The following is an 18,894-nucleotide window of genomic DNA, read 5'->3' as shown; positions in this document are numbered from 1 at the left end:
TAATATCTTCCTTGCAAGTTATTATTTCAAATATGGAAGGAGTTAATATGCAAATATCAATAGGTACTTCAATGAAGTCAGACTGCAATTCAGCTGTTTCAGAAGTTTTGGCAAAAGCAAGCAATCCGTCGTTATTAGTATTGCTCTGTTCGTATGAACATTTGAAAGAGGCATCAGAAGTAATATCTGGCAAGTTTCCAGATGTTCCATTTATAGGAACTAGTACTACATCGTACTATGATACAGAGTCATCTGATAAGAGAATGATATTACTTTCGTTTGGTAGTGATGTTGCTGCAGAAGTTGGAATCATTAGAAATCTTTCTACAGCACCTTTAGCAGATATTGCAGCTTTGGAGCAAAGGGTGTCAAAGATTCAGGCAGGAGATAGCAACACTATTTGCATGGAGTTCTGCACAAATGATGAAGAGCGACTCGTAACAACAATGAATGTTGCGCTAGAAAGAGCAAGAATTCCAATTGTTGGTGGAACAATCTTTGGATATCCAGCTGGTGCTACTGCTTATGCAATGCTAAACGGTGTACTTTACCCAGATGCATGTTGCTATGCTTTAATTAAAAATAAGTCTGGAAAGATTAGAACATATTCAGAGAATATTTTTGGACCAATGGAGTGCAGCAAAACACACATTGCTACAAAAGTAAATCTTGCAAACAAGGAGCTTATTACACTTGACGGCAGACCTGCAGCAGATGTTTATTGCGAGGATGCAGGTGTTAGCAGAGGAGAACTTGTTGATAACATCCTCGTCAGTCCCCTTGGTCGTGTAATTGGCGATGAGATATTTATCAGTAGCCCATATGCAATCGGAAATAATGGCTCATTGATTAACTACAAGAGAATTAATGAGAACGATTCGATTCAAATCCTAGAGCTGAAGGATTATGATTCTATTGGCAATGATACAAGAAGAAAGATAAAGGATGAGAACAACAGGATTTCATTTATCTTCTCAGTAAATTGTATCTACAGACACTTGCTATTCAATCAGCAAAATTATATGACAGACTTTTTATCAGCAATGAAGAGTGTTGGACCTCATGTCGGAATTGTTGGTGGTGGAGAGCAGTATAAGAAACAGCATGTAAATCAGACAATGGTATGCGCGGTGTTTGAATAGAATAGCAGGAGGGGATTATGGGACTTTTTAGTAGAAAGAATAAAAAAGAAGAACAGGTTGTTGAGCCAGTACAGAAGATTGAAAAGACTGCAGACTTAAAAGATAAACTTAAAGCCATCAAAGAAGTCGGAAGATTTTCTATTGAGCAGAAAAACAAGCTTCAGGAAGAAGAGGCTGATACCATTCGTGGTATTGAGACAATTAGTGATTCATTTGCAGTAGTTGAAGATAAGTATAGTAGCGTATCTGAATCTGTAAATGAATTTAAGGCAGAGTTCAGAACAATCGAAGAAATCACACAGGCCTTTGATGAGATTGTTAAAAAGCTTGTTACCACAGCAGATGAATCTCATGAAGGTATGGAAAACGTAGATAAGAGTTCAAGTGCTGTTTCTGATACTATTGCAGAAGTAGAGAAGGTATTTGAAGCATTCCAGGCAAGCTTTGATGAAATCAGAGAAAAGGTTGAGCAGATTGGTGGCTTCGCTAAGCAGACAAATCTTTTGGCTCTTAACGCATCAATCGAGGCAGCTCGTGCCGGTGAGGCAGGTAGAGGTTTCGCCGTTGTTGCTGATGAAGTAACAAATCTTTCAACAGAGATTCAGAGCGTAGTTACTTCAATCTTTGATAGTATGAAGACTCTTGACGAGAACAACAATCGACTTGTTGAATCGGTAGATCACACAAAAGAAGCTATCGAGGCATCTCATGATAAGGTTGTTGAGACACAGGAGGTTGTGGGCCAGATTAAGACTGTTGCTGATGAGGTTACAGATCAGAGTATCCAGATGGCTGATGTATTTAAAAACTGCGAGACATCTATCAATACTATTTCTGATAATATTGAGGATTCTCAGAGATACTTTGATACTGTTTCTGACGATATCGAAAGCATCAAGGTTAAGATTACTAAGAAGGGATTCATGTTTGAGGATATGAATAATGTTCTTGAGCAGATTGACCCACTTACCAATCTCTAAATAATGATTTATAAAATGAGCGGTGCATTAGGCATCGCTCATTTTTTTGTCGAAAAGAATGTATTTATTTACATGGTAGATAATCTGTTGTGGAACTCATTGACTAAAAGTGTTAAACTAGTACCCGTTAGAGAAAGAAATTGGAGAGTAATACGTAATGGTAAAACATATCATCATCTGGACATTGCAGGATAAGTGCTTCGGCCCAAACCTTGAGACAATCAAGTCTAATATGAAAAATAGACTGGAGGCTCTCAACGGACAGATACCAGGAGTTCAGAGCATTGAGGTTCACACTGATTGTTTTAGCTCGTCAAATGGAGATGTGGCTATGGAAGCTATATTCGACACAGAGGATGCTGTAAAGGCGTACAAGCAACATGAGCTTCGTTTAGAGGTTACAAAAGATGTTGTTGTACCATTTGTAGATACTACAGCACACGTTGAATTTGAACTATAATCATCAATGATCCCGTTATATGACAGTAGGCTTGTATAGTCTACTGTTTTTTACGTTCTATATTAATTTTTAAAAATTTTCGCCGATAAATAATACGAAGACTAGGCATAGGGAAGTGCGAAGGTCTTCGCGTTTGGCACATTTTTATTTTCTTTGTTTGTGGAAAGGAGTCCGCTATGAAGATTGAAAACAGCCATGTAAACATGGCATCTACCCACAATTCTTATTCTTACTCCCACCTTGAATCTGTAACAGTTGAACGTCAAGCGAATGTGGATACGGTTGGCGCTATCATGAAGTTATCAGAAGAGGGAGAAAAATCCTACAGGGAATCACTTGAGCAACTTCAAAAAGATGAAGAAAAATCAAAAAAGGAACAGCAGCAGAGGAACATGCAAAATGCTTTCAAAAATCTTGCAGAACAGGCAAATCGTGCAAAAGAAGCTAATGAGGCCATGACATCATGGGAATACGAGGACCTGGAAATTCGGCTTCTTAAGCGCATGCTAGAATTTCTGACTGGAAAGCGAAGTATATCCGATTTAAGAAATCTAGAGCAAATGCAATCATTTAAGGATTGGCAAAACAAAATAATTGGAAATTGTCCGGAAAATCAAGTCGCATTTAGTGTCAATGGGGTAAAGCAAAACACTTTGAATTTGGCTTCATCTGTAAATCCTTCTAGGGTGCAGGTATGGGAGAAAATCACAGCCACCTCGGGTACCCATCTTGAATATGAGAATACCGCGTTTAAGAGCACAGGCGCTGTTCAGACCTCTGATGGTAGAACCTTAAACTTTAATGTAGAAGTTACTCTTGGGCGAAGTCTCTCTCAAAAGATAGACACTTTATCGGAAGAAACATACACTAGAGTTCTTACAGATCCACTAGTAATAAATATGGATACAAATGCAACATCTATCTCAGATCAGAAGTTTTTGTTTGATATTGATTCTGATGGAAAAGAGGATGAAATATCATTTGTAGGCAAGGGAAGTGGATTTCTAGCCTTAGATAAAAATGATGATGGAAAAATCAATGATGGCTCTGAGCTGTTTGGAACAAAATCAGGAGATGGCTTTAAAGATTTGGCATCCTACGATGAGGATAAAAACGGCTGGATAGATGAAAATGATTCTGTTTATTCCAAGCTAAAGGTTTGGACAAAGGATGAAAATGGCAATGATAAGCTACTAAATCTTAAAGAGGCAGATGTAGGTGCAATTTATCTTGGAAATATAGATACAGAATTTTCTTATAAAGACATGGATGGAAATACCGATGCAGTCCTTAGAAAGACTGGTATCTATCTTAAAGAAAGTACTGGTGCAGCAGCCACGGTGGCCCATGTGGATTTGGCATTATAAAAAATCATTGAAACCTTTCAATAAGATGATACAATGATGGAGAATTGATTTTTATTATTGTATATAAAGAAGGTTAATATGATTAAATTAATAGCAACTGATGTTGATGGAACACTTGTAAAGGATGGTTCTCCTGAAATCTATCCTGAATTTATTGAGAAGGTTAAAAAGCTTCGTGAAAAAGATATAATTGTATGTATTGCCAGCGGCAGACAGTCTACAAGTATTGAGAGAATGTTTGAGGAAATCAAAGATGATTTGATTTTTATTGCCAGCAACGGTGCTCATGTTAAGTGCCGTGGAGTCGACATACATGTTACAGAGATGAATTCTGCCTATGTAGAAAAACTTACGGCTGAGCTTAGAGAGACTCCTGATTGTAATGTAATATGGGAAGGCCCTGGCGTTACATACATAGAGCCAGGTAATGAAGAAAACTTTGTAAAGCTTCTCACCGAAGGCTATAGAAACCATGTTGAGGTTGTAAATGATGTGCTTAAAGAAGGAAAGCAGATTATCAAAGTATCGGCATTCCATAGGCCTTCAATCCGTCAGCTTGGTGAGACTAAACTCATCCCTGAGTGGAAGGATAAGGTAAAGGCTACAATGGCCGGAGAAGACTGGATTGATATGATGGATAAATCAGTTGATAAGGGAGCTGCCCTGGGATTTATCCAAAAGCTTTTTGACATTTCCCCAGAGGAAACAATGGTTTTCGGAGATAATAATAACGATACAGGTATGCTAGACACTGCTGTGCACAGTTATGCTGTTGAGACTGCTCCAGATGCTGTTAAGGAACACGCTAATAACATTTGCCCATCCTGGGGTGATAAGGGTGTTTATCAGGTTTTAGAGGAAATGTTTCCAGAGGAATAAAAAGAGCCTTGCGAGCTTAGCTCGCGAGGCTTTATTTTATTCCATCTTTAAATTGCTTCATCATTTCATTAGTAAGGCTGTATTCCAGGGGCTGAAGTTCTATATCTTCGCGAGATACCCACTGGGCATATTTAAGCTCGCTCTCATCCATGCTGATGGTGTCATCTCCATCTACATCACAGTAAAATCCCATTAGTATATCACTGGCAATACCCCAAGGTTGAGACTTATAGTATGTAATATTTTTTACATGAAGGCCGGTCTCTTCCAGAACCTCACGCTCAACAGTTTCTTCTATTGTTTCTCCGATTTCCGTAAAGCCTGCAACAAGCGCATTGTGTGCAAAGCCTGTGCGGTATTTGGTAAGAAGAAGCTTGTCACCATTTCTCACACCAACAATAACAGCAGGATTAATTCTTGGATATCTCACATGCCCACAGCTAGGGCACACTAAAGCTCTTTCTGTTTTAGAAAGCTCATTTTTATTTCCACACTTTCCACAGAATCTATTAGCTTCGTACCAATCAATTAGTTGAATAGCAGTATAGCTTGCAAACACATAATGCTTTGGATTGAGGTAATAATTTCTAAGCTGCTTCATAGTGTAAAAATCGAATCCATCAGGAATAACATCTTTTTCTTTATCAAAATCAGGAGCGTAGAAGAATTCCTCACCAGATACTTGGAATAGATAAATATAATTATTGTAGTCTTTTAAATCTTTAACGGTAGGAAATGCTATGGTTGCATTATCTTCGTCTATTTTAAGCAAAAACTTTCCAGCGTCATGGACTACTATAAGAGAATTGTCATTTACTTTAGCTGCAGGATTGTAGCTGTTATTTAGTTTTTTAGGATATATATCTTGAATCATAGGCACCTCTAATATTGTAATCTTTAATATGTATTATGGTGTTCTCGTTGGATTTGTCAATAAGTGTGGATGGTAGGGTGGGGGATTATAAAAGAGAACAGGATTAGCCATTAATAAACACTTCCAACCATTTTTTTATTGGAAAATACCTAAAAAAGTATACAATGTAATAAAAAGAAAAAGAGAGGATAGATTATGTACGATAAGATTTCAAGACTTTTAATGTATGGCGATTTAACAGAAGACAGCATTTTGTATCAGTTGGGACGAGCTATTGATAAGGTGGAATCAGGTGATTACAACAAGCGAGAGACAACAAGGGAAGTCAATGCCATTTCTAAGCGCCTTTTAATGCTCGCCACAGATTATGGTTTTGATGACAATCTTTGGCATAATTATCTTGCTTTCTATATTATTACCAATGAGAATCCATTTTCGCTGGTTACAGAAAAAACAGAAGTTAAGCCAGGTTCTGTTAATCATCTAGTTGAAAATGATTTTAGAATCCTAAAAGAGCTGTTTGATTACGATTTTTCAGCTTTGGAAAAGGAATTGGGAATAGAGGTCTTCTCCGTATTTACGAATTACAATTCTGTTCGCAAGAATCAGCAGATGTACAACAGAAACGTAAGTGAAAAGGTTAGAAAGCTTTCTAAGGAATTAGAAGCAGCTTCAGATGAAAAGGAATTCTTTACCGTAATTACGAATTTCTATAAGGCCTATGGTGTAGGTATGTTCGGTCTTAATAAGGCATTCCGTATAGAAGAGGTAGGGGTTAACGATATTCAGTTTGTCCCAATCAACAATATGGATGAAGTTGTTCTTGATGATCTTATCGGTTACGAATATCAAAAGCAGCAGCTTATCGCAAACACAGAAAGCTTTGTTCAGGGCAAGAAAGCTAATAATGTGCTACTCTTTGGTGATAGCGGTACTGGTAAATCTACCAGTATCAAAGCTATTGTTAATCAATATTATGACAGTGGCCTTAGAATGATAGAGATTTACAAGCATCAGTTTAGATATCTATCTAAGATTATTGCCAGCATCAAAAACAGAAATTATAAGTACATCATCTACATGGATGATTTATCTTTTGAAGAGCATGAGATTGAGTACAAGTTCCTTAAAGCTGTCATTGAAGGTGGCGTAGAGACTAAGCCTGATAATATCTTGATTTATGCAACATCAAATCGCCGTCATCTTATTAAAGAGACATGGAACGATAGAAATGATCAGGCAAATACAGATGACAGACATCACTCTGATACCGTAGAAGAAAAGCTTTCTTTAGTTCATAGATTTGGTGTAACGATCAGTTACTCAAAGCCAATGCAAAAGGAATATATTGAAATTGTTTTGGGGCTTGCTGCCCGTGCTGGTATCACTATGCCAGAGGAAGAGATTATTGCAAAGGCTAAGATCTGGGAAATGGAGCAGGGAGGTCTTTCTGGTCGAACGGCCCAGCAGTTCATTTATCATTTATTGGGGACTAAAGAGTAGAAAGGAATTGTTAGTCGGTTAATGGTAATAAAAGTACAAAATTTGGAAGATGAGCGACTAGACATCTTCACAAAATATAATGAGGCTCAGCTATATCATTATTTTGAACCCAATGGTGGCATTTTCATCGCTGAGACTCCAGAGGTGATAAAAAGAGCTCTTTCTCGCGGTGCTACACCTTTATGTTTTTTGGTAGAGGAAAAAGCATATGAGACAGATGTGGTCCAGGATTTGCTGGCTGATATTTCTGATGATGTAGAGATATTTACCGCAGAGCTAAGTGTTATAAACAAAATCACAGGCTTTAACTTGACAAGAGGAGTGCTGGCTGCCTGCATGCGCCCAAGTCTTCCAGCGGTCACAGATTTGCTCAAAGAATCAAGGCGAATTGCTATTCTAGAAGATGTTATGAATCCCACAAACGTAGGGGCAATTTTTAGATCTGCAGCAGCTCTTGGGGTGGATGGAATCATATTGACTCACGATAGCTCAGACCCATTTTATAGAAGGGCTGCCAGAGTAGCTATGGGCACAGTTTTTCAGGTTCCATGGACATATTTTGATAAAGGGTCTGATTACGTGACTACCCTTAAAAGTAATGGATTTAAAGTGGTATCTATGGCACTTAAGGATAATGCTATATCTTTAGCCGATCCTGTTTTAAAAAAGCAGGAGAAGCTCGCTGTTATCTTTGGTACGGAAAGTACAGGGATAAAGCAGGAGACTATTGATGCAAGTGATTTTGTTACTATTATTCCCATGCATCATGGTGTGGATTCTCTTAATGTTGCAGCAGCCAGTGCCGTAACCTTTTGGGAGTTATGTAAATAAATTTTTATGGAGGATGCTATATGGCAGGTGTTTTGCTTGGTATAGGTGTGGGCCCTGGAGACCCGGAAATGCTCACGCTTAAGGCTGTAAAGGCTATAAAAGAAGCAGATGTAATATGCTTACCAAGAGCTGATAAGGATAAGTGCAGGGCGTATCAAATTACGCTTCCTGTTGTTCCTGAAATAAAATATAAGAAGACAATTAGCATGGATTTTGAAATGACAAGGGATGAAGATCACCTAAAGGAAATCCATGAGGAATTCTATAATAAATACAAACAGCTGGTGCTGGATGGATATAATCTGGCTTTTCTAACAATAGGTGATCCAACAGTGTATTCTACCTTTGGATACATTATGAAGCTGGCCAAAAAAGATGGGATAGAGGTAGAGATAATAAATGGAATCACTTCCTTTTGCGGCTCAGCTGCATCCGCAGGTATAGTGCTTAGCGAGGCAGAAGAAAACATTCATATCATATCAGGCCAAGGAAATATCGAAGATGAATTAAAGCTGCCCGGAACCAAAATCATCATGAAAAGTGGAAAATATATTTCAGAGATAAAAGAAAAGCTTATCCCTTTAGAAGAAGCTGGCAAGATTAGCGTTAATGCTGTAATTGATTGTGGAATGGAAACCGAAGAGATATTTACAAGTGCTATGACCATTCCAGATGATTCTAAATATATGATGACGATAATTATAAAAGAAAAATAGGAGAAGATGTATGAAATTTGTAATTCAAAGAGTAAATGAGGCGTCAGTTGCGGTTGATGGAAATGTAATTGGTAAGATTGGCAAGGGCTTTTTAGTATTGATAGGAGTATGCGATTCAGACACAAAAGAAATTGCAGATAAAATGGTAAAAAAGCTATTAGGGCTTCGTATTTTTGATGATGAGAATGATAAGATCAATTTATCATTAACAGATGTAGGAGGAGAGCTGTTGTTAATTTCGCAGTTCACCCTTTATGCTAATTGCAAAAAAGGATATCGCCCATCTTTTATAGAGGCAGGTGCTCCTGATATGGCTAATGAAATGTATGAATACATTATTGAAAAATGCAGGGAACAATTCCATGTAGAAACTGGAGAGTTTGGTGCAGATATGAAAGTATCATTGCAAAATGATGGGCCATTTACCATCGTGCTGGATTCGGCAGAAATATGCTAAAAATGAACACCCGGAGGCTGTGAGCCATCCGGGTGTTTGATTAATGAAATGAAAATATGCAGAAGATGGGACTTGAACCCACACGATATTGCTACCACAGGCACCTGAAGCCTGCGCGTCTGCCAATTCCGCCACTTCTGCGCGCATAAAGTATTCTATAGAATTTCTACTTTTAAGTCAAGGGGGTTGTTTTTTGGGTATTATTACTATTATCCTTAAACCGTGAGGCCTTACTTAAAATTCAATACTAAATTATTCACAAAACATTTAACCGAACATTGAAATATCTGACAAAAATAAAATATATTCATTAATTGACTTGCAATTTATTGGTATCACGATATAATAGACTTATCAAATGACAGAAAAATATTTTTTTAGAAAGGGAGGTATAGACCACCAGAGAATTAAATTCAATTTTTTGTAATCGATGAAATTTAGGAATTGGAGGTACGGACCACCAGACAAGTAAGTTTAGTAATTATTTAAAATCTAGTGAATGGAGGTATAGTCCACCAGAGAATTAAGATTTTACACGCGACAAATTTGAAGTTATAAAAATAAAAGAGACTGAGAGGTATAGACCATTGGGATCGATATTAAGGGGCGGCACCAGTTAGGAATCAGGTGATTTCGAATTGGTGTCGTCCGTTTGTTATGTTTACCTTCAATAGCTATAATGGACAGAAACATGATTGTGTCAGAATATTCTGATTTAGCGTGTAAAAATACGACACTTTAATTTGAGAAAAAGTGTTGACGTATGGGTATATGGATGCTATTATATACGAGTCGTCGCGAGAGAGTAATCAATCGAAAGACATGCGGAAGTGTCGGAACTGGCAGACGAGCAAGACTAAGGATCTTGTGATCATTGCGATCGTGTGGGTTCAAGTCCCATCTTCCGCATTAACAAAGAGCTGAGGCAAGTGTCTCAGCTCTTTTTTGTTTTATAGGGCAGAAGATATCAATCAAAGGTTAATAAAATAAAAAAATATCTTTATAAAAAAAGGATATCCTTTTTTTTCTCGTAATATGTCTTATAGGAGTCTCGATTAATGCTAATGAGGGAGGCAAAAATGAGCACAATACGAGAAATGATTGAGCAGATGGAGAGGGAAACACTTAGCCCTTATGCCACACTCAATGAAAATTCACGTGGACGTGAAAAGGACGAGGCACAATGTGATATCAGACCTCTATTTCAGAGGGATAGGGACAGAATTCTTCACAGTAAGGCTTTTCGCCGTCTGAAGAATAAAACACAAGTATTTCTTACTCCTCAGGGTGATCACTATAGAACGCGATTATCTCACACATTAGAAGTTTCACAGAATGCTAGAACTATTGCAAAGGCTCTTAGACTCAATGAAGATTTGGTAGAAGCTATAGCTCTGGGACACGATTTAGGGCACACACCTTTTGGACATGCAGGAGAAGCGCAGCTTAATGAGATGTGCTCTACTGGGTTTGTGCATTCTGAGCAAAGTGTCCGCATAGTAGAAAAGCTTGAAAAGGGTGGTCAAGGCCTTAATCTTACATGGGAGGTTAGGGATGGAATTCGTAATCATCAGACTAGCGGTCATCCATCCACTCCAGAAGGTCAGATTGTCAGGTTATCTGATAAAATCGCTTATGTAAACAGTGATATTGATGATGCCATCAGAGCGCATATTCTTACGGAGGAGGATATTCCTCTCGAAATCAGAAAGACTCTTGGTATGACATCAGCAGTTCGTTTGGACACATTGATTCATGACGTTATCATTGAAAGCACTGATAGCCCAATAATCAAAATGTCTCCTGAAATCGAGGAGGCTATGTCAGAACTGCGCAAATTTATGTTTGCAAATGTATATAAGGATTCTGTGGCAAAGGTGGAAGAAGTAAAAGCTAAGAGAATGATTAGAGAATTGTATGAATATTACACTGATCATTTTACAGAGCTGCCAGAAAGATATCGCGCCATGGAAGATGAAGGCACCAGCCAGGAAAGAATTATATGCGACTATATTTCCGGAATGACCGATCAGTATTGCATTACCAAGTTTAATGAATACTTTATGCCTAAGGCATGGGTCGTAGACGGATTCTAATACAAGGGAGAATAAATGCCTTATTATTCAGAGGAAATCATCGAAGAGGTCCGCTCCAAGACGGACATAGTGGATGTTATTTCCAGATATGTTAATTTACAAAAAAAGGGCAGCCAGTATTTTGGATTATGCCCCTTTCATAATGAAAAGACAGGCTCATTTTCTGTAAGCCCACAGAAGCAGATGTATTACTGCTTCGGATGTGGAAAGGGTGGAAATGTTTTTAGCTTTTTAATGGCATACGAAAACATGACCTTTAAGGAAGCACTTGAGGAGCTGGCTCCTAGATGCGGCGTTACGCTTCCTCATAGGGAGCTTACCTATCAGGAAAGACAGCAGGCTGACAGACGCAGTCGATTATTTCAGATTAATAAAGAAGCGGCTGCCTACTATTTCAAAATGCTTCGTTCACCTGAAGGCGAAAATGCAATGGCTTATTTTAAGAAGAGAGAGCTTTCTTCGGATACGCTAAACAAATTTGGTTTAGGGTGTACTAACAGATATTCTGATTCTTTATACAAATATCTTCGTGGCAAGGGCTACGATGATAATATACTTAAGGACTGCGGTCTTATCACCATCGATGAAAAACGTGGTGGTCATGATAAATTCTGGAACAGAGCAATGTTTCCTATTGCAGATGCCAATGGCAAGGTTGTTGCCTTTGGTGGAAGAGTAATGGGGGATGGAGAGCCTAAATATCTAAATTCTCCGGAGACAGAGATTTTCAACAAATCAAGAACTCTTTTTGGACTTTATTTAGCTCGCTCCACAAGAAGAGAATATTTTATATTGTGCGAAGGCTATATGGATGTTATATCACTGCATCAGGCAGGCTTTGACAACGCCTTGGCTTCCTTGGGTACGGCACTCACAGAAGGGCATGCCGGCATGCTAAAGCGATATCAAAAGGATGTCTATCTTAGCTATGATTCAGATGGTGCTGGTCAAAAAGCGGCACTTCGTGCTATTCCGATTCTTAAAAATGCAGGCATTTCCTGCAAGGTCATAAATATGACACCATACAAGGATCCGGATGAGTTTATAAAAGCTCTTGGTGCAGATGAATACGAAAAGCGTATTCAAAATGCTGAAAATAGTTTTATGTATCAAATCAGAATGTTGGAAAAGAACTATGATTTGACAGATCCTGAAAAAAGGTCTGACTTCCAAAAGGAAGTTGCCAGGAGGATTGTTACAGAGTTTCCAACTCAGCTGGAGCGAGAAAACTACACTGAAGCAGTTGCGGCCAAGTTCAATATTCCGAGAGATGCTCTTGGCAAATACATCATAGAGCTTGGACAGTCTGGCATTACAGTCAAAAGCAGCAATGCGGCTTCAGAAGCTAGGAAAAGCGTGCAAAAGCCTAAGGATGATGGAATGAAGATGTCCCAGAGGCTACTTCTAACCTGGCTTGTTGAACAAACTGATATTTACCGCAAAATCAAGGATTACGTTAGTCCAGATGATTTTGAAGACGGTGTATATAAAAAGGTTGCTTTTGAGGTTTTTGATAGCCTTGAAAAGGAGCAAAAAGTTGATACCGCCAGAATAGTTGATATGTTTATGGAAGAAGAGGAACGCAACACTGTTGCAGCCCTGTTCAACACAACTGTTGGCGAACTCACTGACAACACAGATCTGAGCAAAGCTCTAAAAGAGACTTTGATAAGGATAAAGAAAAATTCTTTGCAGATGGCGAAGAATAATGGAACAGATTTGAAAACTTTGCGTGAAGGTAAGGTAAAACTTCAAAAATTAGAGCGCATTGAAATTTCAATATAGAAAGGAAACAAAATGGCAAAAAAGAAGGTTGACGAGTTAATTGAGAATGGAGATTTAAATGCTGCAGCTGAAGCATTTTTAGCAGAGGCTGAGGAAGATTCTCTCGAGGAAGCTGATGAGTCTGATGCAGATGACAAAGATGTTGATTTTGGCGACATTGAGGAAATCACAGCAGAAGATCTTGAGTTTAATGAGCACGACTTCGACAACATTGATGAGACTGAAGACGATGATGATGTAGATGAGTTTTTAGCATCAGTAGGTGCTAAGACATCTATTGATGAAGATGAAGACGATGATGATACAGATGATGAAGATTCATTTGGAAGTGATGAGCTTGATTCAAAGGTTGCAGAGCTTGTTAAGATTGCAAAATCACAGAAGAGCATCATTGAAGATTATGAAATCACAGAGTTCTTAAAGGATTACAAAATCGATGCTAAGCAGATGGAGCGTATCCTTACACACCTTGATAAGAAGGGAATTGATGTAAACTTCTCATCAGGTCCATCTGATGCTTTACTTCTCGCTAGCGATGACGAGGATATCGAAGATATCGATATGTCAGTGCCTGATTCAGTCAGCATTGAAGATCCTGTTAGAATGTACCTTAAGGAAATCGGTAAGGTGCCACTTCTTTCAGCAGAAGAAGAGGTTGAGCTTGCTCAGCGTATGGAAGATGGAGATCAGGTAGCTAAGAATAAGCTTGCTGAGGCAAACCTTCGTCTTGTTGTTTCTATTGCTAAGCGTTATGTAGGACGTGGTATGCTTTTCCTTGATTTGATTCAGGAAGGTAACCTTGGTCTTATGAAGGCTGTAGAAAAGTTCGATTATCACAAGGGATACAAGTTCTCTACATATGCTACATGGTGGATTCGCCAGGCTATCACACGTGCTATTGCCGATCAGGCTCGTACAATCAGAATTCCTGTACATATGGTAGAAACAATCAACAAACTTATCAGAGTTTCTAGACAGTTACTACAGGAGTATGGCCGCGAACCGACTCCAGAGGAAATCGCAGAGGCTATGGGAATCACAGTTGATAGAGTACATGAGATTCTCAAGATTTCTCAGGAACCAGTTTCTCTTGAAACACCTATCGGTGAAGAGGAAGATAGCCATTTGGGAGACTTCCTTCCAGATGAGAACGTTCCAGTACCAGCAGAGGCTGCTACATTCACACTTTTGAAGGAACAGCTTCACGAAGTGCTTGATACTCTTACAGAGCGTGAGCAGCGTGTACTTATCCTTAGATTTGGTCTTGAGGATGGTAAGGCTCGTACACTTGAAGAGGTTGGTAAGGAGTTTAACGTTACTCGTGAGCGTATTCGTCAGATTGAGGCCAAGGCTCTTAGAAAGCTTCGTCACCCAAGCCGAAGCAGAAAATTAAAGGATTACTTAGATCAATAAACAGAATCGACATAAATAAATGGTAAAATTATCGGAAAGATTACAAATTATATATGGAATGGTGCCTGAGTGCGATGTCATTTGCGATGTAGGATGTGACCATGGTTATCTTGCTATAGCACTTTTAGAAGGTGCCGTAGCATCACATGCTATTGCGATGGATGTCAACAAAGGCCCTCTTAATTCAGCTAAGGAAAACGTTGAGCTTTATGGATTGTTAGACAAAGTAGATTTTAGATTGTCAGATGGTCTTAAAAAGCTTGCGGTATCTGAAGCTGACACCATATGTATTTGTGGTATGGGCGGCGCCCTTATTACTAGAATACTTGATGCAGGCATTGAAGTGGCTAAAAGTGCCAAAACACTTATACTAGAGCCACAATCTGAATACGATAAGCTAAGAGAGTTCTTAGTGCGTAATCATTTTTCAATTTTGGATGAAGAGCTTTGCATTGAAGAAGGTAAAATCTATCCGATTATAAAGGTTTGCTATACACCTGATTCATCGGCTGTTTTATCGGCAGCTGAATTGATGTATGGCCCAGTTATCATTAAAAAGAAATTGCCATTATTCAAGCGTCTTCTTGAAAAGAACAAAAATGAATACTTATCAATTCTAGATAAGCTAAGCTTGCAAAAGAATATAGCAGAGGGTTCACCTATACAAAAAAGAATCGATGAGCTTAAGGAAAATCTTTCAATCATCGATAATCTTACCGGAGAAATGGAGGGGTAGCCATGGCTAAAGTAATCATTAACGGAAAAGAAGAGACTTATAAAGATGGCACAAGCTTAATTGAGATTGCTGCACTTCATAAGGATGATTACAAGGACGACATTGTTCTTGCTAAGTATAATGGAAGTCTTACAGAATTAGGTAAGACTGTAAATGAAGATGCCGAAATTCAGTTTTTGACTACAGCGGATAAAGATGGAAGAAGAGCTTACAGAAGAAGCGTTGTATTTCTTTTACAAAGGGCTCTTATGCAGGTTTATCCACACCCTGAACATGCCTACTTAAGAGTAGAACATTCTCTTGGACAGGGAGATTTCTGTACATTTGATGGTGTTGAGGAAATCACAGAAGAAAAGATAGAGGAATTGAAAAAGGTTATGCATAATCTTGTTGAAAAGGATATTCCTCTTGAAAAATATTCAATCAAAACCAGTCAGGCTAGAGAGATGTTCCATGAGTTTAATATGATAAACAAGGAACAGCTCTTGAAGTATCGCAACAGCTCAAGCATCAATATTTACAACTTAGATGGCTGTAAAGATTATTTTTACGGATACATGGTTCCATCAACTGGCTGTTTGGGATATTTTGATTTACTGAAATTTGAAAATGGAATTATGCTTATGTTCCCTAATGCCAACAAGCTTACAGGGGACACAAGAAAAGTAGCTGAATTCACACGCCCTATGAAGCTTTTCTCGGTTCAGCAGGCTGCTTCACGTTTTGGAAAAACAATGGGAGTGCCTACAGTTGGTGCTTTAAATGAAGCGATAACTACAGGCAGGATAAAAGATATTGTTTTATCCCAAGAAGCTATTATGGAGCGAAACATTGGTGAATTAGCTCGTACTATTGTTGATAGAAAGGATGTTAAATTTGTCATGATGGCAGGTCCATCTTCATCTGGCAAAACTACATTTTCTCATAAGCTTTCAGCACAGCTTAGAGCTTTGGGATGTGTTCCACATCCAGTACCACTTGATGATTTTTACTTGAACCGTGATCAAATGCCTATAGATGAATATGGCGAAAAGGATTTTGAGTCAATTGAAGGCCTTGATGTTCCATATTTCAATGAATGCATGGTTAAGCTCCTCAAAGGAGAAAGAGTGCTCCTGCCTAACTTCAACTTCAAGACAGGCAAGCGCGAATACAATGATCATTACATGCAATTAGGCAAAAATGATATTCTTGTTATTGAGGGTATCCACGGACTGAACGATAGAATGAGCTCTGCTCTTCCAGCAGAAAGCAAATACAAGATTTATTTGTCAGCATTAACACAGCTTTCTATCGATGAACACAATCCTCTATCAACAACAGATGGAAGATTGATTCGAAGAATTGTCCGCGATTCAAGAACACGTGCCACATCTGCGGCTGAGACCATTGCTATGTGGGATTCAGTTAGAAGAGGAGAAGAAAAATACATCTTCCCATTCCAGGAAAAAGCAGATTATTTGTTCAACACGGCTTTAATTTACGAGATGGCTGTGCTAAAATTATATGTCGCGCCTCAGCTTTATGCCATAGAGCCAGATCATCCTATGTATCCTGAGGCAAAAAGACTTATTAAACTATTAGATTACTTTATTCCTATGGCACCAGATTATATTCCTAATAATTCTCTGGTTCGTGAATTTATAGGAGGAAGTTGCATACTTTAATTATTTATGGGCTAGATGAGTAGTCGCTGCCTTATTGTAATGATAGGGGAGAGGAAAGTCCGGGCTTCATAGGGCAAGGATGCCAGCTAACGGCTGGTGGAGGCAACTCCAAGGATAGTGCAACAGAAAGAAACCGCTAAAAGGTGAAATTAGTAAGGGTGGAAAGGCGGTGTAAGAGACCACCGTATCATTGGTAACAATGATAGCCATGTAAACCCCATCCGAAGCAAGTTCTAAACAGCGCGTACGCGGCCCGCCAGCGCTAGGTTGAACGCTTGAGGCCATTGGCGACAATGGTCCTAGATAGATGACTACTTTAAAAGACATAACCCGGCTCACAGTCTAACCCATTTAATAAAATTATTATGTTAGAGTTTTGCATTGCAAAACTCTTTCTTAATGTAAAGGCAAATTTAATTTTCAGAATATAGGACATTTTTTACAAAAAAGATAATTCTATTTTAATTTTTAGTAGGAATTATTAACGAATGTGAATTTTCTGTGTATTTAAGCCATTTTTCGTGATATAATATAACCATACAGCGTGATGAATACGCAATTTAGATTTAGGGGAATAGAGTTGTGGAGGTACCGGTTGTTATGTTTTAGAAGGATGGTGAAAAATGGAATATCAAGTAGGCGATTATTTAGTTCATGAGGGTAGTGGTGTATGTCAGATAGAAGATATCGATGACATGGAGCTTATGGGCAAAGGTTCTCGCAAGACTTACTACTGTATGGCGCCTGTATTTAAGGCAGGGGCAAAGGTATTTACTCCAATTGTTGGCTCTACAGTAAGGCTACGTCCGGTAGCAGAAGTAGAGGCTATTACTAGAATTCTTGACAATATTGACGACATTGAGTGTATCCAGGAGCCAAACGAGAGGGCTCTTCAGGAAAAAATCAAAGAGGTTATGGCTGAATTCACTCCAGAGGCTATGGCACGTGTGGTAAAGACAGTGCTTATCAGAAAATGGAGCCGTTTAGCTGCCGGCAAGAAAGTTATGGCGATGGATGAGAAAATCCTTAATCTTGCTGGAAGAAAGCTATACGAAGAAATGGCATTTGCTTTGGGCAAAGATGTTTCTTATGCACAGCATACATTTGAGGAAGCAGTTAAATCTCATTCAGACAATACATTATTAATAGGTGCATAACACATGATAGCTTATAAAGCGCTTTCAGAACGTATTAAAAATAATAATGGTCTTGTTAAAGTAATCAATTTGCTTGACAAGGCCATTACTTATATTACAGTTATTTTCTATATTTCATATCTTATCTATGGATTATTTTGCATTGAGAGGGATGGAGGGCTTCTCTTGTATAGAAGCGTGATTGTCCCTTTTGTTTCGTTTACCATAGTCAGCATATACAGAAAACTTGTCAGTTCACCAAGACCATACGAGGTATATGATTTTGTCCCTGTTCTTGTAAAGGATACAAAGGGAAAAAGCTTCCCTAGCAGACATGTTTTTTCTATATTTATCGTTTCATTCACTATTATGCAAACATCTATCCCTTTAGGTGCATTGATTTCAGTGGCCGGTGTGGCACTTGCGGTAATTAGAGTAGTTGGCGGTGTTCATTTTATCAAAGATGTTATCGCTGGATTTGCAATGGCTGCAATCATTTCAATTGTATGTTATGGGATTTTGTGTGGCGTTTTTGGGTCTCTTATGCTACCATTTTAAGTAGATATTAAATAGGGAGTCATATATGAGAAGAAATGCAAAAAGGGCATTGGCGTATCTTTTTAGCATCCTCGGTACAGTTTTGGGGCTGTACGTAGGAGGATATTGGTTGTTTGCCAGGCCTGTATATTGGTTAGTTACTGGTTTTACCGCTAGTACTCTTACAGCCAGTATTCTAATTATCAATATTTTTAAGATTTTTATCGCATCTACCGTAGGCGGGGGCATATGGTGTATATGTGATATTATAGCTAGCTTCTTTAGAGACGACCCTAGAGATGACTAATTAAAGAT

The 18,894-nt window shown here is 38.5% G+C and carries 18 protein-coding genes, 2 tRNA genes and 1 other RNA gene; 19 read left to right on the top strand and 2 right to left on the bottom strand.

Features of this window, described 5'->3' with window-relative positions; translation table 11 throughout:
• Positions 1-47 precede the first annotated feature (47 nt).
• The 5 genes from T498_RS0104150 (at position 48) to T498_RS0104130 (ending at position 4,828) form a co-directional block, all read left to right on the top strand.
• Positions 48-1,142: an FIST signal transduction protein gene (locus tag T498_RS0104150; RefSeq protein ID WP_028234833.1), complete on the top strand. Its 1,095-nt coding sequence runs from the start codon at positions 48-50 to the stop codon at positions 1,140-1,142.
• Between the two features lie 17 nt (positions 1,143-1,159).
• Positions 1,160-2,122: a methyl-accepting chemotaxis protein gene (locus tag T498_RS17150; RefSeq protein ID WP_028234832.1), complete on the top strand. Its 963-nt coding sequence runs from the start codon at positions 1,160-1,162 to the stop codon at positions 2,120-2,122.
• Positions 2,123-2,279: 157 nt separating this feature from the next.
• Positions 2,280-2,582, top strand: a complete 303-nt coding sequence (locus T498_RS0104140) for a Dabb family protein (RefSeq protein WP_028234831.1) — start codon at positions 2,280-2,282, stop codon at positions 2,580-2,582.
• 176 nt (positions 2,583-2,758) lie between these two features.
• Positions 2,759-3,949, top strand: a complete 1,191-nt coding sequence (locus T498_RS14800) for a hypothetical protein (protein ID WP_051524581.1) — start codon at positions 2,759-2,761, stop codon at positions 3,947-3,949.
• Positions 3,950-4,027: 78 nt separating this feature from the next.
• Positions 4,028-4,828 carry a Cof-type HAD-IIB family hydrolase gene (locus T498_RS0104130; RefSeq protein WP_028234830.1) on the top strand — a complete coding sequence of 267 codons (801 nt, stop codon included), beginning with the start codon at positions 4,028-4,030 and terminating at the stop codon, positions 4,826-4,828.
• A 31-nt stretch (positions 4,829-4,859) separates the two neighbouring features.
• Here T498_RS0104130 and nudC read toward each other — a convergent pair whose 3' ends face one another.
• Positions 4,860-5,702 carry an NAD(+) diphosphatase gene (gene nudC, locus T498_RS0104125; RefSeq protein WP_028234829.1) on the bottom strand — a complete coding sequence of 281 codons (843 nt, stop codon included), beginning with the start codon at positions 5,700-5,702 and terminating at the stop codon, positions 4,860-4,862.
• Positions 5,703-5,897: 195 nt separating this feature from the next.
• On the opposite strand from nudC, the gene T498_RS0104120 reads away from it, so the two are divergent.
• From T498_RS0104120 to dtd, 4 genes are read left to right on the top strand one after another with little or no spacing between them, the layout of a single operon-like run.
• The gene (locus T498_RS0104120; RefSeq protein ID WP_028234828.1) at positions 5,898-7,205 is read left to right on the top strand and encodes an ATP-binding protein; all 1,308 of its coding nucleotides are present in this window, start codon (positions 5,898-5,900) and stop codon (positions 7,203-7,205) included.
• Between the two features lie 21 nt (positions 7,206-7,226).
• Entirely contained in the window at positions 7,227-8,036 is an 810-nt protein-coding gene (locus T498_RS0104115; RefSeq protein ID WP_028234827.1) for a TrmH family RNA methyltransferase, read from the top strand.
• A 20-nt stretch (positions 8,037-8,056) separates the two neighbouring features.
• The gene (cobI, locus tag T498_RS0104110) at positions 8,057-8,752 is read left to right on the top strand and encodes a precorrin-2 C(20)-methyltransferase (protein WP_028234826.1); all 696 of its coding nucleotides are present in this window, start codon (positions 8,057-8,059) and stop codon (positions 8,750-8,752) included.
• 10 nt (positions 8,753-8,762) lie between these two features.
• The gene (gene dtd / locus T498_RS0104105; protein WP_028234825.1) at positions 8,763-9,209 is read left to right on the top strand and encodes a D-aminoacyl-tRNA deacylase; all 447 of its coding nucleotides are present in this window, start codon (positions 8,763-8,765) and stop codon (positions 9,207-9,209) included.
• A 57-nt stretch (positions 9,210-9,266) separates the two neighbouring features.
• Here dtd and T498_RS0104100 read toward each other — a convergent pair.
• Positions 9,267-9,350 (bottom strand) — tRNA-Leu (locus T498_RS0104100).
• 683 nt (positions 9,351-10,033) lie between these two features.
• Between T498_RS0104100 and T498_RS0104095 the strand changes: the two genes are divergently transcribed.
• The 10 genes from T498_RS0104095 (at position 10,034) to T498_RS0104055 (ending at position 18,886) form a co-directional block, all read left to right on the top strand.
• Positions 10,034-10,118 (top strand) — tRNA-Leu (locus T498_RS0104095).
• Positions 10,119-10,288: 170 nt separating this feature from the next.
• Positions 10,289-11,305: a deoxyguanosinetriphosphate triphosphohydrolase gene (locus T498_RS0104090; RefSeq protein ID WP_028234824.1), complete on the top strand. Its 1,017-nt coding sequence runs from the start codon at positions 10,289-10,291 to the stop codon at positions 11,303-11,305.
• A gap of 15 nt (positions 11,306-11,320) precedes the next feature.
• Positions 11,321-13,090 (top strand): DNA primase, encoded by a 1,770-nt coding sequence (dnaG, locus tag T498_RS0104085; protein WP_028234823.1) that lies wholly within the window; start codon positions 11,321-11,323, stop codon positions 13,088-13,090.
• A gap of 276 nt (positions 13,091-13,366) precedes the next feature.
• The gene (rpoD, locus tag T498_RS0104080; RefSeq protein ID WP_028234822.1) at positions 13,367-14,503 is read left to right on the top strand and encodes an RNA polymerase sigma factor RpoD; all 1,137 of its coding nucleotides are present in this window, start codon (positions 13,367-13,369) and stop codon (positions 14,501-14,503) included.
• Positions 14,504-14,522: 19 nt separating this feature from the next.
• Entirely contained in the window at positions 14,523-15,239 is a 717-nt protein-coding gene (locus T498_RS0104075) for a tRNA (adenine(22)-N(1))-methyltransferase (protein WP_028234821.1), read from the top strand.
• Positions 15,240-15,241: 2 nt separating this feature from the next.
• Positions 15,242-16,906: a nucleoside kinase gene (locus tag T498_RS0104070; RefSeq protein ID WP_028234820.1), complete on the top strand. Its 1,665-nt coding sequence runs from the start codon at positions 15,242-15,244 to the stop codon at positions 16,904-16,906.
• Positions 16,907-16,913: 7 nt separating this feature from the next.
• Positions 16,914-17,260: RNase P RNA component class A (gene rnpB / locus T498_RS16135), an RNA gene on the top strand.
• Between the two features lie 269 nt (positions 17,261-17,529).
• Positions 17,530-18,063, top strand: a complete 534-nt coding sequence (locus T498_RS0104065; protein WP_028234819.1) for a CarD family transcriptional regulator — start codon at positions 17,530-17,532, stop codon at positions 18,061-18,063.
• 3 nt (positions 18,064-18,066) lie between these two features.
• A complete protein-coding gene (locus tag T498_RS0104060; protein WP_028234818.1) occupies positions 18,067-18,600 on the top strand; it encodes a phosphatase PAP2 family protein in 534 nt (177 codons plus the stop codon).
• Positions 18,601-18,625: 25 nt separating this feature from the next.
• Positions 18,626-18,886 carry a hypothetical protein gene (locus tag T498_RS0104055; protein WP_028234817.1) on the top strand — a complete coding sequence of 87 codons (261 nt, stop codon included), beginning with the start codon at positions 18,626-18,628 and terminating at the stop codon, positions 18,884-18,886.
• Positions 18,887-18,894 lie beyond the last annotated feature (8 nt).

Source organism: Pseudobutyrivibrio sp. MD2005 (genome assembly GCF_000621865.1).
Lineage (GTDB): Bacteria > Bacillota > Clostridia > Lachnospirales > Lachnospiraceae > Pseudobutyrivibrio.
Note: the sequence above shows the minus strand (reverse complement) of the source record. Positions and strands in the feature narration are given on the sequence as shown.

Excerpts from the sequence above, each read along its gene's own strand:
- T498_RS0104055 (WP_028234817.1), top strand. The coding sequence starts at position 18,626 with ATGAGAAGAAATGCAAAAAGGGCATTGGCGTATCTTTTTAGCATCCTC.
- T498_RS0104130 (WP_028234830.1), top strand. The coding sequence starts at position 4,028 with ATGATTAAATTAATAGCAACTGATGTTGATGGAACACTTGTAAAGGAT.
- T498_RS0104140 (WP_028234831.1), top strand. The coding sequence starts at position 2,280 with ATGGTAAAACATATCATCATCTGGACATTGCAGGATAAGTGCTTCGGC.
- dnaG (WP_028234823.1), top strand. The coding sequence starts at position 11,321 with ATGCCTTATTATTCAGAGGAAATCATCGAAGAGGTCCGCTCCAAGACG.
- dtd (WP_028234825.1), top strand. The coding sequence starts at position 8,763 with ATGAAATTTGTAATTCAAAGAGTAAATGAGGCGTCAGTTGCGGTTGAT.
- T498_RS0104090 (WP_028234824.1), top strand. The coding sequence starts at position 10,289 with ATGAGCACAATACGAGAAATGATTGAGCAGATGGAGAGGGAAACACTT.
- T498_RS0104070 (WP_028234820.1), top strand. The coding sequence starts at position 15,242 with ATGGCTAAAGTAATCATTAACGGAAAAGAAGAGACTTATAAAGATGGC.
- T498_RS0104120 (WP_028234828.1), top strand. The coding sequence starts at position 5,898 with ATGTACGATAAGATTTCAAGACTTTTAATGTATGGCGATTTAACAGAA.
- T498_RS0104075 (WP_028234821.1), top strand. The coding sequence starts at position 14,523 with ATGGTAAAATTATCGGAAAGATTACAAATTATATATGGAATGGTGCCT.
- T498_RS0104065 (WP_028234819.1), top strand. The coding sequence starts at position 17,530 with ATGGAATATCAAGTAGGCGATTATTTAGTTCATGAGGGTAGTGGTGTA.
- cobI (WP_028234826.1), top strand. The coding sequence starts at position 8,057 with ATGGCAGGTGTTTTGCTTGGTATAGGTGTGGGCCCTGGAGACCCGGAA.
- T498_RS0104150 (WP_028234833.1), top strand. The coding sequence starts at position 48 with ATGCAAATATCAATAGGTACTTCAATGAAGTCAGACTGCAATTCAGCT.
- T498_RS0104060 (WP_028234818.1), top strand. The coding sequence starts at position 18,067 with ATGATAGCTTATAAAGCGCTTTCAGAACGTATTAAAAATAATAATGGT.
- T498_RS14800 (WP_051524581.1), top strand. The coding sequence starts at position 2,759 with ATGAAGATTGAAAACAGCCATGTAAACATGGCATCTACCCACAATTCT.
- T498_RS17150 (WP_028234832.1), top strand. The coding sequence starts at position 1,160 with ATGGGACTTTTTAGTAGAAAGAATAAAAAAGAAGAACAGGTTGTTGAG.
- T498_RS0104115 (WP_028234827.1), top strand. The coding sequence starts at position 7,227 with ATGGTAATAAAAGTACAAAATTTGGAAGATGAGCGACTAGACATCTTC.
- nudC (WP_028234829.1), bottom strand. The coding sequence starts at position 5,702 with ATGATTCAAGATATATATCCTAAAAAACTAAATAACAGCTACAATCCT.